A 19,652-nucleotide genomic window follows, 5' to 3' on the forward strand; every position below is an offset into this window, starting at 1 on the left:
CCTCTATTTGCTATCTGCCTGATCAAACCAACGTTTCAACTTATGCGCCAGCGTTTCCAGGTCTTCGTTGCCGAATACTCTGACGCGCACTTTATTTTCCCATTCTTTTTCGACTTCATTGCCAAGTGCGGTCACTTTGCCTTGCTCGACACAACTTACCAGTGCAACACGCGCTTCATCTCCCCCTAGTTGCGCCGCGCGGACAACTGCTTCCAGCAGTTTCAATTTCGCCACCTTGCGGTCATTCCCGGCAAAGCAGGAAAAATAGAAAAGCTGATAGCCACGCAAAGCAAGCACGTCCGACTCAGTCAAACGGTCTTCGTCATTGCGAGCAATCAGGTTGAGTATTGTGCCTTGCGGATTGAGTTGAGCGGTGTCAGCGATTTGGCGAAGCTGGCTCAGCGTGTGATGTTCGAGCCAATTGCCTTTCAACCAATTGACCAGCTTTTCTTTAGTGCCAAAGTCGTTCGCTGTAGCAATGGCCTCCAATGAATTGCCCGCATTGACCTGTAGCGCCAAAAGAAGTGCGTCATACCCCGCGATGATTTTGTTATGGGCGCGGGCATCCGGCTGCTGTTTGTTTGGAAGCTCGCCCTCGATAAGGTTCAATTGGGCGAGAAAATCCTGGCGGGTAGGAAATTCCTCTTTCAGATTGAGCCAGGTCTTGCGCCACGTCTCGACGCCAGCGCGATGGGAATTTACCTGACTGAGTGCGGCGGCAGCGTTCTGACTTTTGACTTCCTTTTCATAGGGCATCTTGCCTTCTTCGAAATCATCGTGCAGTTTCAGTAACGTTTCCGGCGTGATTTGCACTGCTGTGCCAACGGCATATTCGTTGCCATCGTCAAACTTCATCTTAAGGCTTCCTGCATCGAGATAGCTGAAGACCGCTTTGTCCCGAAACACTTTAGAAAACTCTCGATGCGCGTGAACCGCCATCATTTTGGTGCCGCCGGTATAGTTCAATCCTACGCTCTTGCCTTTAAGCGTGTCGAGCGACGTTTTGAGTGCGCGGGCAATTTCATGGGCATCGGCTTCGCGGGTAAGGATGTCATCGCCTTCACTCACCTTGAATCCTTCCTTTTGCAGAACACGTCGTAACCGTTTAGCCGCCTCGTCTTTCACCGCGTCCGTATAAATCAAATAGACATGCCCGTCTTCATTCAAAAGCAGCTTCGCTGCCACCCAGTTGGGCAGTGCATTCGCGCCGACCAGTAAAAACAGATGATCGCTGCGAAGGTTATCTGGAATAGGATTCGCTGGCATCAACCCTCCCTTTCACTTCCGCTCAAACATTTCAACCATCGCCCGCAACCTCTGCGGCGAAATAACAATTCGCTGTTCCCGCACTCCCGCCGCATCCAACTCCGGCGTCAACGTCACACCACGCCGGATGTATTCGATCTCGCGCTCTTTGTGCAGCGTCGCCAGGATCATCCTGCCGGACATTGCGGTGGTGCCGCCCGTGAAATCGGCGATGATCTCGTGCGGGCGCAAATCCGGCGCGGTCTCTGGCAGGCGGCGGTAAATCTCTGCCACGCTTTGCGCCGTCTGGCCGATGTCGTTCTCGTCATCAATCTCAACCTTGTAGCAGACCGCCGCGCGTCCCGAGATGCTTTTGACAATGGTTTGGACGACGCCTGTCGCTGTTTCAAAGTACTGACTCGAGCCTTGCGCGCCGAGCCTACAGATGATCCAACAATGCCGCAGCACGGGCGCGTGGTAGCGCACGGCAAAGGCCATCTGCCCCCAATTGCTTTTGAAGAGTTCGGCCAGGTCTAACGCGCCGTCATTCACCGCCGTTTGCAGTTCCGCCACCGTTGCGTAACGGCTTTGTCCCGTCGGCCCGCGCGGTTGATAAACGCTCAGTTGCAGAATAAAGCCGGGATGTGGGTCAGGGACGACCGAAGCGACTACGAAGGGCCGCGCGTTGCGAAGCGCATTGAAGATCAGGAAGGCCACCGTCGTACCAAACGCAAGCAACGGCAGCACCAGTTTGACCAGCGGCTCGGTGAAATGATGCGCGGGCACGGGGCCGCTCGACCAGCCGATCAGATATTGGCTCGCTTCCTGAATCACCGGCAGCAGCGAATCTACGATCCAACTCGCCGTCGCCACACTGACCGCAAAGAGGCAGACCGCTTTGACGCTGCCGCCGCGCTCGAAGGCGAACATCTGGCTCAGGCCTTCGACCAGTGTTGCGCGCAGCGAGGGCGTGACAGTCATCTGGTGCCGCGCCGGAGTGGACGCTGATGCGGGCGACGCGATTGTGGGTTTGGCGACTGAAGCCATCTACGGGCTCCTCGAAATCCGCCGCGCGGGCGACGGTGCTGAATACTGTTTATGCGGTCTTGCGGGCGCGCGCGGGCGTGTCTTCGTCTTCTTCAGTGGGGCAGCAAAAGGATAAAAGGGCGTGAGCAAGCACGCCGGACGCGCGGTTTCGCCAAGTTCGTGACAACTCTGTGTGCGTTGATTGTTTCCTGTGATTCTACCGAGTAGCTGCTAGCGGCTTCACCAGCCCAACCCTATTTCGGCACCAAGGTCGCTGAGCGGGGCGCAGTCTAGGTCAAAAATGTCTGGCCGTCAACGACTACGCACGATGAAACATTTGACAATTTATACACTGATTATTGGGCGGTTAATTGAGGGGAGGAAGATACGGTAAGCCCACTGTCTCGGTTGAGATTCTGTTGAATGAAGATTGAAAAATCATTCCTTTGAGCTAACAGCATTGATCTGCTGCCCGCCATCCGCTGCGATATTGACTTGTGCGGATTGTTGATCGTGACCGGCGACGGATACCGCCGCAAATCCCGCATCGCCTGCAAGGTTTGCTGAAAGGCCTGCATGTAACGGTCAGCCATCTGTGCGGCGTGCTCGACGGCTGCTTGTTCGTGCGCATAGGGCGGGGGCCAATAACCGTGCCCACGTTCGCGCGGAAACTCTCTTTCGCGACAAGCTTCTTCCATCAGCCAAGCGGCCAGATCGGCGCGCATCTCCGTTTCAGCGCGGGCGACAGTTACTTCATTCCAGTTTGAATTGCAGATGCAAAACGCCGAATTCAAGATCAACAGGCCCAGCCTGTTGATCGAGGCCTGCAAGCTGATTGATGAGATGCAAATTTTTCAGCAGAATCAGGGCGCGCAGAGCGATCTTTATGAATACCTGCTGAGCAGGCTCAACACCGCCGGACGCAACGGCCAGTTCCGCACGCCGCGTCACATCATTCGGATAATGGTGCGGATGGTTGCGCCCAAGGCCACCGAGCGCATTTGCGATCCGGCAGCGGGGACGTGCGGCTTTCTGGTCAACGCCTATCAGCACATTTTGAAAACCAACACCAGCCCAGAAATTCTGATTTACGACGAAGAAGGCATGCCGCATCATCTGGCGGGGATTTGCTGTCACCCGCCAAGTGCGATTTTTTGGAAACGCGGGCGTTGACTGGCTATGACAACGATTCGGGAATGACGATGTTACGCATCGGTTCGATGAATCCGATACTGTGTGTCTTAGCCGTAGATCGGCTTGCCAGCCAACCTAAGCGTCCAACTCATAAGCGCGTTTGAACCAGTCTTTGACCTCAGCATCAATGTCGGCCAGCGTTTTGATTTCGATGCGATGAGTAATGCGGTCTTTCTTAGCGAAGCCGCCGGTCTCAAGCAGGCGGCCTGCGCCTTTGAGTCCGCCCAGGGCGAAGCCGAAATCCAGGCGGGTGCGGGTGGCGGGTTTGAGTTGAGCGATGACGTGATGGCGATAGAGCGGGACGATGGTTTTGCCAGGGCTGGCTTTGATGTCCGGCGCAAAATTCAAACAGAAGCTCAACAACTCTTCGTACAGCGGACGCAAACCGGCTTTGGCGCCGGAGAACATGGCTTCGACATATTGCTCAGCCATTTGCAGGTAGCCTTCGGGCGTGTCCTCTTCCGCGCCTTTGTCGAGCGAGCGTTCGGCCAGCCACCCAGCGGTGTTGGTGCCCAACTTAAATTCGTTCTTGAGCCAGTCACGGCGCTCCTGTTCGGTGGCGGGGCCTGCGCGGTCGATAAATGTGAGCCATTCAGCGAGCGAACGGCCCGTTTTGGCGGGCAAAGTCTCGATCCATTTTTGCACCATCGCGATGCCGGGGTGAACGCTGTAGCGGGTTTGTGGGCGGGCTTTGCTCATTTGCTTGTTTGGGTGAACTCGATGGTGTTGCCATCGAGGTCGCGCACGGCAATCAGCTTTTCGCCGTGCCGCTCGGTGACTTTGCCGTCTACTTTGCCGCCTGCGGTTTGCACTGTTTGCACGGCGGCTTCGATGTCAGTGACGGCGAAGCGCAACTGGTGACGATTTTGCGGAGCTTTGACGCGCGCGCTTTGATTGGGGCAGAGCAGTAAATTGATTCCAGCTAAATTGCCTTGCTGGCACGCGGTTGTGCTTGCGCCGGATGGCGGCGCGGATTCCAGTCCTGCGCCAAAGACTTCGTTGTAAAAGCGCACCATCGCGGCCATGTTGTTCGTCGCCAGCGTGACGCGATTCAATGACGCGGACGCGGGTGCCACCGATGTTTTCAAGGAAGCTTTGCTGCTGCCGGTTTTGCCGACGGAATAGACGGCGACGGCAATGTAACCAACCACGATCAATAAAAGCAATGGCCCTTTCATCAGCACATCCCTCCTTCAGGTAGTTGCCAGCGTGCGAGGCGTTGGCCTGCGCCGTCTTCGCACTTGCCGCCCTTCATCAAATGGGAGAAGCGGTTTGTCTTTGTCGCAAACTCAGTGATCAATCGGCGACAGTAACGGTGACGCATAGCCAGTCAAACCAACCCGCGCGATCACGGCACAGAGCGAGCGGTTTGACCGGTTATTCGCCACCGAGGCCAATGCCTTTTTTCTCTTTGCGGCGCGACTCGATCCATTCACGCAATACGGCTTCCAGAGCGGGACCGCCGAATTGCTGCTGCATCTCTTCCCACTTTTGTCTGCCGATGTGGCCCAGATGGCGGCGGCGGCGCTGTTTGCCGACGTAATAAACTTCGCGGCAATCCCAGCCGACGCCTTTTTGCACCCATTCGATGTTGACGCCGACACGCGGCGGTTTTGTGCCACTCATAGCTTCCGGCCCCCCTTTTTTGACTTCGGGTTTAACCCGCGATTTGACTACTGTCGGGCGCACTGGTTTAAGCGCCGGAGCCGGTACTGCTGGTTCCTCACGCTGTGCGATGCGTCGGACTTCCCCAGTTCCGCCTGTGGCCACTGGCCCAGCCGCCGTTTGCCCAAGCGGATGAAAGGGCAGCACGATGCCCGAGTGTCCGGTAGTGCCGTTTTGGAGTGCTTCAACGTATTCTTCTTCAACAGCGCTGTCGCTAACCGTTTGTTGGTTGAAGCTTTCGACTTCCGCTTCCGCTAAGCGCCGGTCACGCAAGGGTTGAACTTGCGCCGATGATTCCTTTGTGAGGAAGGAAGGTTCTGAATGTCCGCGCGCGACCGGGGCGGCATCTGAAACCATCGGCGTTAGAATTTTCCCGGCGTTTCATCGTAATAGGTCGAGCCGTTCACATAGCCCGAAGCATACATATCGTCATAACTGCGCTGTTGCGGTTTGTTGCGCGTGCGCAATTTGGCGTCGAGCCGCGCCCGCACGGCACCGGGCAATTCACCGCGTACCTCTTCGATCCATTCTTCGGCCATCGCCTCGGCAGTGATTTCGGCGATCAGGTTTTTGGTGGCAATCATAGTCGGATGGCGTAACGCATCGCGGCGGGCATTGGTTTTGAATTCGACTCGTTCGCCGCGTTCGCGCCGGTCTAAAGCATCGCGGCGCGCTTCGGGGTCTTGCGATTGCAGCCATATACCCAACCCCATCACCGCAACGGGCACAACCACCAACCCCCATTTCAGATATTCGAGCAAATAAGGGTTGAGCGAAGCACTCGTCATCTGTTGCGCGAAGTGGCAAACGACGTTGACTGCGATGACCGCGAACAAACCCATAATGCCCGCGATGGCCGTGTGAATCTCGCGCGGCGTTTCATAGGTCGTCATCAATCCTTTGCGAAGTAGAAGTAGCACGCGTTCAATCGCGTAGACATAAAGTGTCGCCAGCACTCCACGCAAAACCCAATGCCGACCGGGGAAAAGCGAATAAACCAAAATCCACGACGCGATGCCGCAAAACACGGCGATCCCCAAAATCGTGCGATCCCAGGCGGCCCGGTGCTGCCGCCTGGTTGCCTCATCGTAGGCTTCTTGTGTTGACATGTTTTCTTGCTTTGCAGACATCTCGACCTCCGTACTTTCTATTCATCTTTTTGTTTGACCGTTTGAACTAGCAAGGTGTGCCAGTAGCCCGACCTTGAAGGAAGGGCGCTCTCTTTGCCAGCCACCGGCCCTTGCTCACGCGCGGGCTACTGACACGTTGCGTGCGGCTGGTGCAAGCGCAGACAACACAGAGACCACCAAAAAAGGGAAGCATGAAATGGTCTGTGTTGTCTGCGCCTGTCTCGTAAAAATCCAGGTGCAGCCATCAGGCCGCCGCCCGCAAGGCCCAATAGCTTTGCTGCGGCGTGCTCACGATGGAAAAGAGCGCGCCTTGTGGGTCTTCCAACACCGCGCAGCGCCCCATGCTGGGCAACTCGCTCGGCGCGGTTTTGACCTTCGCGCCCAGCATCTGCGCTTTGCGCAAACTGCGCTCAAAATCTTCGACGGCAAAATAGGCGAGCCATTGCGAACCGTTGTCGCCCAACGACTCGCTCAGCGGCTGCATACCGCCCGATTCCTGCGTGCTCTTTTTGGGTTTGAAAGTCGTGTAGGCGCGCGCTCCGACAGCGCGCGTTTGGGCTTGCCAGCCAAAGAGGCCGCTGTAAAAGCTTTTGGCCGTCTCGCAATCGGTCGTCACCAATTCCTGCCAGGAGAGCGCGCCGGATTGATTGACGACTTCGGCGCCGATGTGATTGCGCGCCTGCCACAGGGCGAAGATGGCGCCCGTAGGGTCTTGCATCACGGCCACGCGCCCGACATCGCTCACGTCCTGTGGCGGCGAAAGCAATTCACCGCCCAAGGCCAGGGCTTGCTGCACGCTTTTATCTACGTTGTCGGTGGCGATGTATAAACGCCAACTGGCGGACATTTCGTCGTCCAGCGTTTCATCAAAGGCCTCATGCAATGCGCCCACGTCGCGGCCATCCAGTTGCAGCATCGTATAAAAGCTGCCGTCTTCCATCGGCATATAGCTGCGCCGCCAACCGAACATTTCGCTATAAAACCGGTTGGAAGCCGAAGCATCCGCCGTGCTCAACTCGACCCAGCAAAACGTGCCGGGAAAATGTCTGGTGATCTCTGCCATCGCTCAACTCTCCTTCTGAAATATGTCGTGACCGTTGTTTTAATTGTGAAACAGAACTTTGCTAAAAAAAGCCGGAAGCCTTCCCGGGTGGGCAAGTTCCCCGCCAGCTCGGTGCGGGCAACCAAGCTGGCGGGGCGCGGACCCAGGCTGAGTCAAGTGGTGCTTCAGGCAGGAATCGAATAATCGTTCGAGACCGAATAGCGCACTGAATGAATGTTTGAAGATATGCTCTGCAAACCGCGCGCATCTGCAATTGTGCCGGCGAAGCCGACCGGATCCTTGTGTTCATAGGACAACGCGGCATTCTTCAACAGGCAATCGCATTCAAAGACCGTGTTCAAAACCGCTTGCTTGCGACGTTGGGCTAAGCTGGAGCGGCGGGCAATGGACACTCAAAAACACAACAATTCACTACACACTCGGCTTTCAGCTTAAGCCTGTGGGCGAAACCGGTGCGGCCATTACTCAATAGTTTGTTGTGAAAGATGATCTGTCTGACTTACTGTTTCAAGACTGAAACAGTATAAGTAAACCGCCCTTAAAATTCAATACTTGATTTGCGCTTTTCGGAAATTATTTTGTGACTGAAGAAGGTTATCGTGCGAGACACTGTCCGCGCGCCGGTCAAGCTGGCGCGCGAGCTATTCATCTTGTTTGAGATCAATCAGCGGCTGGACTTGATGGATGTTATTTACAACGTGCGCAGCGAAGTATCCTCATTCTAAATTCTAACTGCGCAGCGCGGCGGCGGCGATTGTGTTGCTTGCGCCTGATGATGAACGAACCTTATGATATGGGCCTCCCCCGTCATGATTGAGGGCGGCTTGCTCTAGGGCCGCGGAAGCAGCTTGGCTATGTATTGCAGTGCGTGCAACCTGGAATATTCCGACGAGTTGAAGTTTTGCCGAAGTTGCGGCCAGCCTTTGGTGTGCGCCGTCGGTGAGCCCGTCACGGAATCGCTGTGCTGCACTCGCTGTGGCGCGCGTTTGATACGCGGGGAAAAGACTTGTCAGCTTTGTGGCGTGCGCACAGGGGCGCTGGGCCAGGAAACGGTGACAGGGTCGTGCCACAATTGTGGCACATACTGGCGTAGCAGTTGGTTGTTCTGTAAACGTTGCGGCTTAGATCGTGACCGGGCGCTGCAATTGACACTCGCCGCCGCAGGTAAGACTTCGGCCTTCAATGCCGGTGTCACGCGTGAGGTAGTGGCGGATGCGAGCGCCCCGCGTTGCAACTATTGCGGCGCAGAAACCACTCCGCATTCGCATTTTTGCGAGAACTGCGGCATGCGCCAGTCGCCCAGCGCCAATGGCGCTCCGGTGCAAACGCAATCCACACCGGTTGCCCCGCCCATTTCCAAGGTCGATGTATTGGCCACCACCATCGAAGAAGACGAGCCGCTCATCTCTGTCAAAGACCTTTTCGGCGCCACGGTCGTCAACCTCGAGCAGCAAATTCGCAAAAGCAACCCGACTTATGAACCAACGCCACCTGTTGAGCCGCAGCTTGAAACAGAAAACACTCGCGTGACAGGCGAGCGCGCGGTGGAAAAGAAACGTGTCACCACGCAATTCCCTCCTCCCCCCGGCGACTCTGTAAGCAGTGGTGCGGCTGGCGCGCAACTAAAAACTTTGCGGCAAGCCCTGGGCGAGGATGCTTCAACGCATAAAATTGCCAGCCAAATGGACGCCATACCAACTGCACTCCGTCAGCCTTCAGTGGAAACCCAACGCATAGGCCAACGCACGCGCTGGGCGACCTGGATGGTGATGTTTGCGATGGCGTTGCTGGCGTTTTTGCTCACGGCAGTCTGGCAAACTTCGCGGCAGCCCCGGTCGCCGGGGATTGTTTCAACGCCTTCGCCTGAAGCCACTGCTTCAGTGCAATCACAAGCCTCGCCGGAAACAAACGCTCAGGTGCCCGCGGACATGGTCTATGTTCCCGGCGGTTTGTTCGAGATGGGACGCACGGATGGCGATGATTATGAAAAGCCAGCACATTTCGTGGCCGTGAAGGCTTTTTACCTAGACCGCACCGAGGTCACCAATGAACAATATAAAGCTTTCGTAGACGCCACCGGACGCGCGGCGCCGCAACATTGGCGTGGCAACCAACCGCCCGCCGGCGAGGCCAAACATCCCGTCGTCAATGTTTCCTGGAACGACGCAGTGGCCTATGCCGAATGGGTCGGCAAACGTTTGCCGACCGAAGAGGAATGGGAATTTGCGGCGCGTGGCACCGATGGCCGCCTATATCCGTGGGGCGCGGAATGGCACCAGGATTTCGCCAACACCGCCGAGAGCGGGACGAGCAAGATTGTCGAAGTGGGCCGTTATCCCGGCGGCGCTAGCCCATTTGGCGCGCTCGATCTGTGCGGCAATGTCTGGGAATGGACGGCCAGCGAGTTGCGCTCATACCAAACACAGGAGGCCATCGCTTCCGATCAACAGGTCGCGCGCAAGGTGATCCGCGGCGGTGCCTATGACGTGCGCAACGACCGCGCCACCACCACGTATCGCGGCGTCGTGCAAGCCGACAAGGTCTATCCTAAAACGGGCTTCCGCTGCGTGCGCGATGTCCAGTAAATGGTTGCGCGCCAGTCGTCCGCGCCAAAAGCCAAGCCCGGCTTGACCAAAATAGTTATGAAAGCGTTAGCCCCCTTCGTAATCTTTCTGCTCCTGTTTCTGAATAGCCTCTGTTTGGCGGCGCAAGACCCGACTGGACGGGATCTGCCGCCGAAGCCCGCGCCCGCCAAAACGCCGCCCAAAACAACCAAGCCCGCGCCGCCCAAGCCTAAACCCGCCGCCACCAAAACCGCACCGGCCAAAACCGCCCCAGCCAAACCGCGTTCGTCGCCCGTGGCCACAGCGCGTTTGCTGGTTACCGGCATTCCCAATTCGGCGGTTGAACTCGATGGTCAGACGCGCGGCATCATCGGCAGGGACGGTAAGCTCGCGCTCAATGCCGTCGCGCTGGGCGAACATCAGTTACGTGTGAACGCGGACGGATACGAAGCGTGGACGGGCGCGGTGGAAATCAAAGCCCCGACGACAAATTTTGCTGTCGCGCAGAAAAAGAAAGCCTTGACTGGCAAACTCGCCATTCAGGTCAATCAGCCAGGCACTGAGGTTTTCATTGACGAACGGCTCAGCGTCAAAAGCATCGCGGGCCAGCAGATTTCGGTGGATGGGCTGTTGCCGGGTGATCATCGCGTGCGGGCCGTTAAAGCCGGGTTCCGCGACTGGCGCAACGTCGTCAAGGTGACGGCGGGCGAGGCCACACAGGTGGAAATTGTGCTGGTGCCAAACCTCACTCCTGAAATGGTGCGTGTGCCCGGTGGTGAGTTTGTAATGGGCGAAGACAGCGGCCCGCGAGATGCCAAACCCGCCCATCCGGTCACGCTCAGCGAATTTGAAATCTCACGACGCGAGATCAGTAATCGCAGCTATAAACTATTCGTCACGGCGACCAATCATCCCGCACCCAACCCGCAACTTTCCGGCTGGCAAGGCGCAAACTATCCTGCCGCACAGGCAGACAATCCCGTCGCGGGCATCAGTTGGGAAGATGCCACCGCCTTTTGCCATTGGTTGACGCAGCAAACCGGTGCGCGTTACCGACTGCCCACCGAAGCCGAATGGGAAAAGGCGGCGCGCACTGTCAGCAATGCCTATCAATCGGTCGGCTTAGTTTATGAATGGTGTCAGGATTGGTACGACCCCAACTATTACAAGCGCCGCGAGAAGGTCAATCCGCCCGGTCCGGCTCAACCGCCCAAACTCAAGAAGTCCAAAGAAGGCCCGCAGCGTGTCGTGCGCGGCGGCGTGGCATCACGCACGGGCAGCCGCTTGACGCCTTACGAACGCAACTACTACTTCCCTGCCCAGGGCCGCGCCGACATTGGCTTTCGCGTCGTGCGCGAGGTCAAGCCCTAACTCAGCGCGCGTGAATGTGCGGGTCGCCTTCCGCCAGCACCAAATCGTCCGGCCAGGCCAATTCGACGCCGTGCTTGACCAGCAGCGTTTGAAACTCCGCCAACTTGTCCGCCTCATTGCGCACGGCGCGCGGCGTGATCTGTTGCAACAGACAATGCGCCGCCAAGCGCCCCGCCACTTCCCCGATGTTCCATTCAACCGGATGCAAGCGGTAACAGCCGTTGGTGATGTGCGTCGTGCCGATGTTCTTGCACGCGGGTAGCAAGTTCTCCAGCCGTTGCGGAATCAAGGCGCCCAGCGGAATTTGAAATGGCAACGAGCCGACATCAAGGTAATTGTTCCCGCCCGAACTGGGATGCAGATCAATGCGGTAATAGCCAATGCCGACCGTATCGTGATAGCGCTCGGCCAACGTTTGACCGGGCCGCAACGCCGCGCCCACATGCTGTTCGATAATCGTGAACTCGGCCCGGATGCGCCGCGACTCGCGTATGTAAGCCGCCTGCGCCAGGCCATCCGCCGAACCCGTCACCTCGCCGCGCAGTTTCAAGCCGGGCCAGCCCACACCGCCATCAGAACGTGGCGCGGCGGTTTGCAACCAGTACACCAACGACAAACTTTGCTCGCGCGCGGCGGCCAGATGCCGCGCTTGTTCGGCTTCGCTGCTGGTGCACAAATCGCCCAGCAGATAATCGGTCTGCGGCCAATTGACCAGACAGATGTCGCTGGCAAAGGGCGGCGCGAAGTTGTCGCGGTCGAGGATGCGGCGATACGTCCACAATCCGGCGAAGACTTGGTTGGCTTCCTGGTGCGGGGTGAAATGATAGGTCAGTGGCGTCATCAAACGTGGATGCGTGATCGTCCACGCGAGCAACGGCCCCGGCCACGCGGGCGCGAGCGGCGGCACGAAGTCGCGCCAGAATTCATAATTGGCGGGCCGTTCAATCGTGTGGTCTTCGCCCGCGTAGTGGCTGAGCGCGAAGCAAAGCGAAAACGCCTGCACATTGCTGGGCTGATATTCAGTCGGCGCGCTCGGCTCGCCGGTCATGGCTTGTGACTCAAACCCGGTGACGTATTCCGCGCCCGCCAGCGGCAGCAGATCGCCCAATTCGGTCGCGTCCAAAACATAATCCGCTTCGATCACGCATTCCCTGCCAGCGCGCAGATCGCGCAAGCGCACGGCGCGCACGCGGTCACCGTCCGCGTCCACCGCAACGGCCTTGTGCCCGCGCAAAATCGTCAACACACCCCGGCTGACCAGCGGCGCGAACATTTCTTCTAACGCGGCCAGCGCCACACGCGGTTCGTGACAGAGTGGCGAGACCCAACCGTTGCCTGGATTCAAAAAACGCGCCGCCCGTGCCGCCGCGCTCAACGGATAGTTGCGGCGATAATAACCGCGCACGCGATTGCGCCAGCGGCGATAGCTGGCCGTGCAGCCAAAGCCCTCGATCCAGCCGTGCTCATCGGGCGGCACGGCTTGTGCGGTCAGTTGTCCGCCTAACCATTCGCCCGCTTCGGTTAAGGTCACGTGCAAGCTGTGTTCGACCGCCATTTCAGCGGCAGCCAGCGCGGCGGCACAACCGCCCACGCCGCCGCCTACGATCAGAATCCTGGTCTTCGCTGCGCTCACCTTGTTTGCCTCAACCTTTCCGGAAAGTTTTGTGTCTGCGGTTCTAGCCGCACCCCGCACGGCTGTCAAATCGCCAGCTTTTGCGCGAGGCCTAAAGACAGGGCTTTGCAAAGGTCCTCAAACATCGGCCAAAGACATCTGGCTGGCGACTTTGCAAAAGCCCTGGATCTAAAGATTCTGCACGCACGCTTGAACAATGACTTGCGGGCGACTCCTCTTGTAGTGGCGAATTTATCAGCACTGTCGTGCACGCATAAATTCGCCACGACGACGAGCCGCTTTCAGCATAATTCCCAAACTGGCTGCCAAGCTGGTCAGCGGGACTGCCTGCCGGTCAAGGCAGGCGCGCAAAAAAACAGCCGCCCGGATTGATAAAATGCTTGGCAATTGCACGGACATAACGAATAATCCTCGCCGTCAAAACAACAAGCTTGGACGTGTTCCCTGAGATTCTTTGCGCGGAAGAGCAGCCGTGAACTTGATTGCTTTACCGCCGCAGACCGTTACACCAGAAAGTCGCTGCCGCATCACCAGGCGGTTTCAGCGCTGGCTGGCTGAAGCGGAGTTACACCCTTTTCGACTTCATCATAACTGAGCGAAACACGCCGAACGCTTCACGAAGTCCTTTGGCTTCGGTGCCCTTGTAGACTCATCCCAAAAATCCAATCCGGCTTGGTTCTCACAACCAATGCCCGTGCGTGATTGACAGGCAGCGCGCTTGCTGCTTGTCAATTCGTCACACGAATAACTGCATCCCGTCAAAAAATATCATCGGCGCCGCCGTGCCCGTTGCTGGCCGCGTCAAGCTGTAAAGTTGTCCGGAGGAACCCTTGAAAAACCGCGTTAGATCATTATCGTTACTCTTCGTCATTTTGTTTACCGTCGCTGCCGCCGCAGGCGCGGCGTGGCGTCTTCCAGCCGTCAAAGTGTCGGTCAAACACTTTTCGCGTGCGGCGTCAGAAATCAGCCGGAAGGCATGGCGCAACCTTTTGGGCGCGGGCGTGCTCGCCGCCGAACCGACCCAGCAACAACTCACGACCTGGCCCACCTTGGCCGAACAGTTGCAAAAGTCCAAGGTGCGACCGGGCACGGCCCTTGAAAAACTGATCCAGGAAAACCAGGAGTTCACCCTGTTGCGCCAGGATGAAATCAGCGACAAACGCGGTTTGCCGCCCTGGCTGCGCGTGTGGTGGCGCAAGGCGCATCCCGAACTCACTTATTCGGCGGCAGACCCCATCGGCGGCTATCCACACGTTTTGAAAGAGGTGTTGGAATGGATGGAGTGGCATCAGGATTTACGCTCCGGGATGGGGCTTCAACCCCTCGGCACGGGACAGCAAAACGAAGAGGAAGAAGAAGAAGCTGAACGGTTGCAAGCGCCGAATTCGACCATCACCAATGAACAACGCGTTTCGGGCGCACAAACCACGGCCCGCAGTGAATCGGACATCCGCATCAACTTTTTCGATCCGACCAAAATCATCTCGGCCTCCAATGCCATTACGGCCAGCGGGCAGCAGGCCGTTTTTTATTCAACCAACAGCGGCGTGAGTTGGGCGCAAACAGCGCTGGCTTTGCAAAGCGGCGATGCCTTTCATTCCGATCCGACGGTGGATTGGACTTCGGACGGGCGCGCGTGGTCATCAACCTTGGGCATTGATGCCAGCTCCACGGTGCTCAAATTGCGCAACTATTTTTCGACCAACAATGGCGCGGCCTGGACGTTTGAAACCACGCCTTCGGGCACGCAGACCAGCGTGGACAAACAAATGGTCTGGGTGGATCACAGTGCGACCTCGCCCTATTTCAATCGCATGTATGCCATCTGGCACAACGGCAACCCGGCGTATATGAATCGCCGTACCGCCGGCGTCAGCGGCACTTGGTTGGCCAGCCCGCTACAGGTCAGCGGCGCTGAAAGCACTGGCACAGCCATTGGCGGCGATGTCAAAAGCAACAGCTTTGGCGATGTCTTCGGCTTCTGGCCCACCACCGGCAACGCGCGCGTCTTCGTGACCAAATCCATCAACGGCGGCGATTCGTTTGGGGTGCCGGTGCAAATCGCCTCGACCTATGACACGTATGATATTGGGGTGCCTTCCTTCAATAGCCGTCGCGCGCTGATCTATGTTTCAGGCGCGACCTATCGCACGGCGGCCAAGAATCTGGTCTATGCCGCCTGGACGGATTTGAGCGGCGAAGCGGGTTGTACCACAGCGGCCAACGAACCAGCTTCCAACGTGGCTTCCGCTTGCAAGACGCGCATTTGGTTTGCGCGTTCCGCCGATGGCGGCGCCACCTGGGCGGCCAAAATCAGAGTCAATCATCAGGCCAGCCTCAACGACCAATTCAATCAATGGCTGGCGGTGGATGAAACGACCGGCGCGCTCGGCATTATGTATTACGACACCGTCGCCGATGCTGGGCGGAAGAAAACGCACGTTTACTATCAGCACTCCTTTGATGACGGCGTGACCTGGTCGGCAGCCGAGCAAGTCACGACCGGCCAAACCGATGAAACCAGCACGGGCACGGATACCGGCAATCAATACGGCGATTACAACGGCTTGTCGGCGTATGCGGGCATCCTGTTTCCATCGTGGACGGATCGGCGCGGCGGCGCGCGCGAAGAGGTTTGGACGGCGAAGATTGCCGATGCCGCCTGCACTCCCCCCGGCGCGCCCACGATCACCAGCGTTTCGGCGACGGCGGCCAATCAGTTGACGGTGAACTGGACGAACGGCGCACCTGCCGCCGCCACTTTCAATGTCTATCGCGCGCTGGGCACCTGTGCCGCGCCAGGCGCTTACACGCTGATCGCCTCGAATGTGGCGGGCACGTCTTACGCGGACAATGCTGTTTCCGGCAGCGTCACTTATTCCTACAAAGTCACCGGCAAGGACGCGACGGGCGCTTGCGAATCGGCGCAATCGGCTTGCAGTCAGGGCACCGCGACCGGCGTGTGCAACCTGCCGCCAGCGTTTGCGGGCCTGACCAGCGTGACTAACAGTGCCCAGGCGACCTGTTCGCTCAGTCTGGCGTGGTCGGCGGGCACGGCCTTTTGCGGCGGCCCGTTGAGTTATCGCGTCTATCGTTCGACCAATTCGGGCTTCACACCCGGCGCGGGCAATCTAATCGCGACCGTCAGCGGCACGAGTTATAACGACAGCGGCAGTTTGATGAACGGCACGCCGTACTATTACATCGTGCGTGCCGTAGACAATGCGACCTCCCTCGCCGAATCCAACCTTGTCGAACGCAGTGGCACGCCGACCGGGCCGATCACGATCACCACGCTGACGGAAACCTTTGAAGCGCCCAGCGGCTTTGACAACACGGGCTGGACGCACGCGGCAATCAGTGGCGGCGTGGATTGGGCCTGGTCAACTACGCAAGCGCAAACGCCGACGCACGACTGGTTTTCAGCCAGTCAAACCGATATTGCCGACCGCGTGCTGGTCTCGCCCGCCTTCACGGCTCAAGCCAACACGACGCTCAGTTTCTGGCACACCTACGCTTTTGAAGGCACCGTCGCCCAAGGCTATGACGGCGGCACGCTGGAGTATTCGACTGACGGCGGCGCGACCTGGACGGTGATGCCCGACGCGCGTTTTACGGCGGGTCTTTTCAACGGCACGATCAACAACACCTTCGGCAACCCGCTCGGCGGCTTGCGCGGCTGGGTGAGCGGGACGATTGGCGCGATGACCCAGGTCAGCGTCAACCTGAGCACCTTTGCCGGACAAAGCATGAAGTTGCGCTGGCACGAAGGCGACGACGGCAGCGTGGCCGCGACGGGCTGGTACGTAGATTCGGTCACGATTGCCAATGCGGGATTCCCCGGTACTTGCGTACCGATCAGTTGCCCAACCATTACCGGCACGGTCAGCGGCGGCGGCGCGATTTGTGCGGGCGGCACAGCGACGGTCACGGTGAGCGTCACGGGCGGGACTGCGCCTTACACAGTGGTGCTCAACAATGGCGGCGGCACACTCAGCGGCGCAGGCCCCTTCAACTTTTCAGTCAGCCCCGGCGCAACGACCAGCTATGCCCTGGCCGCCGGCAGCGTAGACATCAACAACTGTCCGATCACCGGCAGTGGCAGCGCTACGGTAACAATCACGCCCTTGCCCACGACGGCGAACGCCGGGCCGGATCAGGCGGTTTGCAATCTAATAGCAACCTTGGCGGGGAATACGCCCAGCATTGGCACGGGCACCTGGACGTTGGTCAGCGGCCCGGGCACGATCAATTTTAGCAATGCGAATGCGGCGGCGGCGACGGCCACAGCGGCGGTGGCAGGTGCTTACACTTTACGCTGGACGATTGCGAATGGCATTTGCACTTCGGCAGACGATGTCGTCGTGAATTTCGGCGCACCGCCCAGCACGGCCAATGCTGGCCCGGATCAAAGCGGCTGCGGCTTGCAGGCGACGCTGGCGGGCAATCCGCCAATCGTCGGCACGGGTACCTGGACGTTAGTAAACGGGCCGGGGACGATCACGTTCAACAACGCGAGTGCGCCCGCTGCCACAGCGACGGCCTCGACAGCGGGCGCCTATACTCTGCGTTGGACGATTGCCAGCGGCAGTTGCAATACGACCGATGATGTCGTTGTCACTTACACCGCACAACCAACCACGGCAGCGGCGGGGCCGGATCAAAACGTTTGTACGTTGACCGCAACGCTGGCGGGCAACGCGCCCAGCATCGGCACTGGTACGTGGACGCAAGTAAACGGCCCCGGCACGATTACGTTTGGCAATGCTAGCTCACCAATTTCGTCTGCGACAGCCTCGGGGTTGGGCGCATATACCTTGCGCTGGACGATTGCCAATGGCAGTTGCACTTTGGCAGATGATGTTGTCATCACCTATACCGCGCCGCCTACGACGGCCAATGCCGGGCCGGATCAAAACGTCTGCGGCCTGAGCGCCACGTTGGCGGGCAATACGCCCAGCCTTGGCACAGGTACGTGGACACGAGTGAGCGGGCCGGGCACGCTCACTTTCAGCAACGCCAATGCGCCCACCTCACAAGCAACAGCCTCGGTAACGGGTGCATACACCTTGCGCTGGACAATTGCCAACGGCGGCTGCACCTCAACGGATGATGTCGTCGTCACCTACTCGCCCGGAGCCATCACCATCGCGCCTGGCAATTTGCCCAACGCGGTTGCCGGGCAGTCGTATAGTCAGCCGCTCACGGCCAGTGGCGGCACACCGACTTACAATTTCACCCTGCTCAGCGGCAGTTTGCCAACGGGCATTATGTTGAGCAACACGGGCGAAATCGCGGGATCGACCACGGTGATCGGCGCTTCCAACTTCGTAATCAAGGTCACCGACGCGAACGGTTGTATGGGCACCCAAAGTTACACGCTAACCGTGGCGGCTTGCAGCACGATTACAGTCAATCCGGCGGCGTTATCGAATGGCAGGCTGAGCTTGCCGTATAACCAGAGCCTGACGGCGGCGGGCGGGAATGCGCCGTACTCCTTTGCCTTGCAAAGCGGCGCGTTGCCCAACGGCTTGAACCTGGCGGCCAATGGAGCGTTGACGGGCACGCCGACGCAATTGGGCGTATACAACTTCACGGTGCGCGCCACCGATGCGAACACTTGCAACGGTACGCGGGCATATACGCTAACAGTCATCCGCAGCTTTGTGCGCGCCGATTTCGATGGCGATGGGCGCAGCGATCTGAGTGTTTGGCGGCCCGGCAATGGCAATTGGCTGACCATCAATTCTTCCAACAGCCTGCTGCAAACAACGCAGTGGGGCGCGGGCTATGCGCCTTACAACGATGTCATCGTGCCGGGCGATTACGATGGCGATGGCAAGACCGATCTGGCCATTTGGCGTGGCGGCGATTCGATCTGGTACATCCGCAAGAGCAGCGATGGACAGGCTATCCTGCAATTCTATGGCGCCAACTACGCGCCGTATTTCGATGTGCCGGTGCCGGGCGATTATGACGGCGATGGTAAGACTGACTTGGCCGTCTGGCGTCCGACCACGGGCACCTTTTTCGTGCGCAAGAGTTCGGACGGCGGCAATCTGATCCAAGCCTGGGGCGTGAATGGCGATACGCCGGTGCCGGGCGATTACGATGGCGACGGCACAACCGATTTCGCGGTCTGGCGGCCCAGCACGGGCAACTGGCACTTGTTGTTGAGCACGGGCGGCCAGCAGATCATTCAATGGGGCGCGGGCTTTGTGCCCTACAACGATGTGCCGGTGCAAGCCGATTACGACGGTGATGGCAAGACCGATCTGGCCATCTGGCGCGGCGGCGATACGATTTGGTACATCCGCCCCAGCGCCACGCCGGGCGCGCCGATTCTGAAATTCTTTGGGGCGAACTACGCGCCGTATTTCGATGTGCCGGTGCCGGGCGATTTCGACGGCGACGGCAAGGCGGACATTGCGATCTGGCGACCGACGACGGGGACGTGGGCCGCCATTCGCAGTACGAATGGCACATTGCTGATTCAGGAACACGGGCAGAACGGAGATGTGCCCGTGCCCAAGTAAAACGGGTGCTCGTCAAACCCTACAACTAGAAAGCCGGGGGTTTGGGTTGCCCCAAACCCCCGGCTTTGTTTACAACAGGACTTACGCAAAGAGTTGCCACAGAGGCACAGAGGCACAGAGAAAGACGGAGAACGTTGCCGACACGGTGAAAAAGCTCTGTGTCTCCGTGCCTCTGTGGCTAACCTGTTCGTGTCTTGCGTAAGTCCTGTACAAGTTGCTTGCCGC

13 protein-coding genes and 1 pseudogene are annotated in these 19,652 nt (G+C 58.5%); 4 read left to right on the top strand and 10 right to left on the bottom strand.

Translation table 11 applies throughout. The features are described 5' to 3' along the window. Positions 1-3 precede the first annotated feature (3 nt). The 3 genes from HY011_14295 to HY011_14305 all read right to left on the bottom strand — a co-directional run bounded on the left by HY011_14295 (position 4) and on the right by HY011_14305 (position 2,996). Positions 4-1,266 (bottom strand): DUF1887 family protein, encoded by a 1,263-nt coding sequence (locus HY011_14295; protein MBI3424099.1) that lies wholly within the window; start codon positions 1,264-1,266, stop codon positions 4-6. A gap of 12 nt (positions 1,267-1,278) precedes the next feature. After that, positions 1,279-2,292, bottom strand: coding sequence for a hypothetical protein (locus HY011_14300; GenBank protein ID MBI3424100.1), 1,014 nt, complete (start codon positions 2,290-2,292; stop codon positions 1,279-1,281). Between the two features lie 335 nt (positions 2,293-2,627). Continuing rightward, on the bottom strand, positions 2,628-2,996 hold the full coding sequence (locus HY011_14305; protein ID MBI3424101.1) for a hypothetical protein: 369 nt from the start codon (positions 2,994-2,996) through the stop codon (positions 2,628-2,630). A 49-nt stretch (positions 2,997-3,045) separates the two neighbouring features. Here HY011_14305 and HY011_14310 point away from each other — a divergent pair. Next, a pseudogene (locus HY011_14310) lies at positions 3,046-3,569 on the top strand (SAM-dependent DNA methyltransferase). Here the strand turns inward: HY011_14310 and HY011_14315 are convergent. The 6 genes from HY011_14315 to HY011_14340 form a co-directional block, all read right to left on the bottom strand. Continuing rightward, a complete protein-coding gene (locus HY011_14315; protein MBI3424102.1) occupies positions 3,541-4,164 on the bottom strand; it encodes a DUF4287 domain-containing protein in 624 nt (207 codons plus the stop codon). The pseudogene HY011_14310 and the gene HY011_14315 overlap by 29 nt on opposite strands. Further along, positions 4,161-4,643 carry a VOC family protein gene (locus HY011_14320; GenBank protein ID MBI3424103.1) on the bottom strand — a complete coding sequence of 161 codons (483 nt, stop codon included), beginning with the start codon at positions 4,641-4,643 and terminating at the stop codon, positions 4,161-4,163. Before HY011_14320 ends, HY011_14315 begins: the two co-directional genes overlap by 4 nt. Before the next feature lie 199 nt (positions 4,644-4,842). After that, positions 4,843-5,091, bottom strand: coding sequence for a hypothetical protein (locus HY011_14325; protein ID MBI3424104.1), 249 nt, complete (start codon positions 5,089-5,091; stop codon positions 4,843-4,845). Between the two features lie 401 nt (positions 5,092-5,492). Then, positions 5,493-6,239, bottom strand: a complete 747-nt coding sequence (locus HY011_14330; protein ID MBI3424105.1) for a hypothetical protein — start codon at positions 6,237-6,239, stop codon at positions 5,493-5,495. Between the two features lie 265 nt (positions 6,240-6,504). Beyond that, positions 6,505-7,323: a VOC family protein gene (locus HY011_14335; GenBank protein ID MBI3424106.1), complete on the bottom strand. Its 819-nt coding sequence runs from the start codon at positions 7,321-7,323 to the stop codon at positions 6,505-6,507. Between the two features lie 164 nt (positions 7,324-7,487). Next, entirely contained in the window at positions 7,488-7,715 is a 228-nt protein-coding gene (locus HY011_14340) for a hypothetical protein (GenBank protein ID MBI3424107.1), read from the bottom strand. Between the two features lie 708 nt (positions 7,716-8,423). Here HY011_14340 and HY011_14345 point away from each other — a divergent pair. Together HY011_14345 and HY011_14350 are read left to right on the top strand one after the other, a co-directional pair. Further along, positions 8,424-9,908, top strand: a complete 1,485-nt coding sequence (locus HY011_14345) for an SUMF1/EgtB/PvdO family nonheme iron enzyme (GenBank protein ID MBI3424108.1) — start codon at positions 8,424-8,426, stop codon at positions 9,906-9,908. Between the two features lie 57 nt (positions 9,909-9,965). Next, entirely contained in the window at positions 9,966-11,258 is a 1,293-nt protein-coding gene (locus HY011_14350; GenBank protein MBI3424109.1) for an SUMF1/EgtB/PvdO family nonheme iron enzyme, read from the top strand. A gap of 1 nt (position 11,259) precedes the next feature. Here the strand turns inward: HY011_14350 and HY011_14355 are convergent, their stop codons facing one another. Further along, positions 11,260-12,891 carry an FAD-dependent oxidoreductase gene (locus HY011_14355; protein MBI3424110.1) on the bottom strand — a complete coding sequence of 544 codons (1,632 nt, stop codon included), beginning with the start codon at positions 12,889-12,891 and terminating at the stop codon, positions 11,260-11,262. Between the two features lie 830 nt (positions 12,892-13,721). On the opposite strand from HY011_14355, the gene HY011_14360 reads away from it, so the two are divergent. Next, a complete protein-coding gene (locus HY011_14360; GenBank protein ID MBI3424111.1) occupies positions 13,722-19,427 on the top strand; it encodes a VCBS repeat-containing protein in 5,706 nt (1,901 codons plus the stop codon). Positions 19,428-19,652 lie beyond the last annotated feature (225 nt).

The sequence above is a fragment of the Acidobacteriota bacterium genome, from assembly GCA_016196035.1.
GTDB lineage: Bacteria > Acidobacteriota > Blastocatellia > RBC074 > RBC074 > JACPYM01.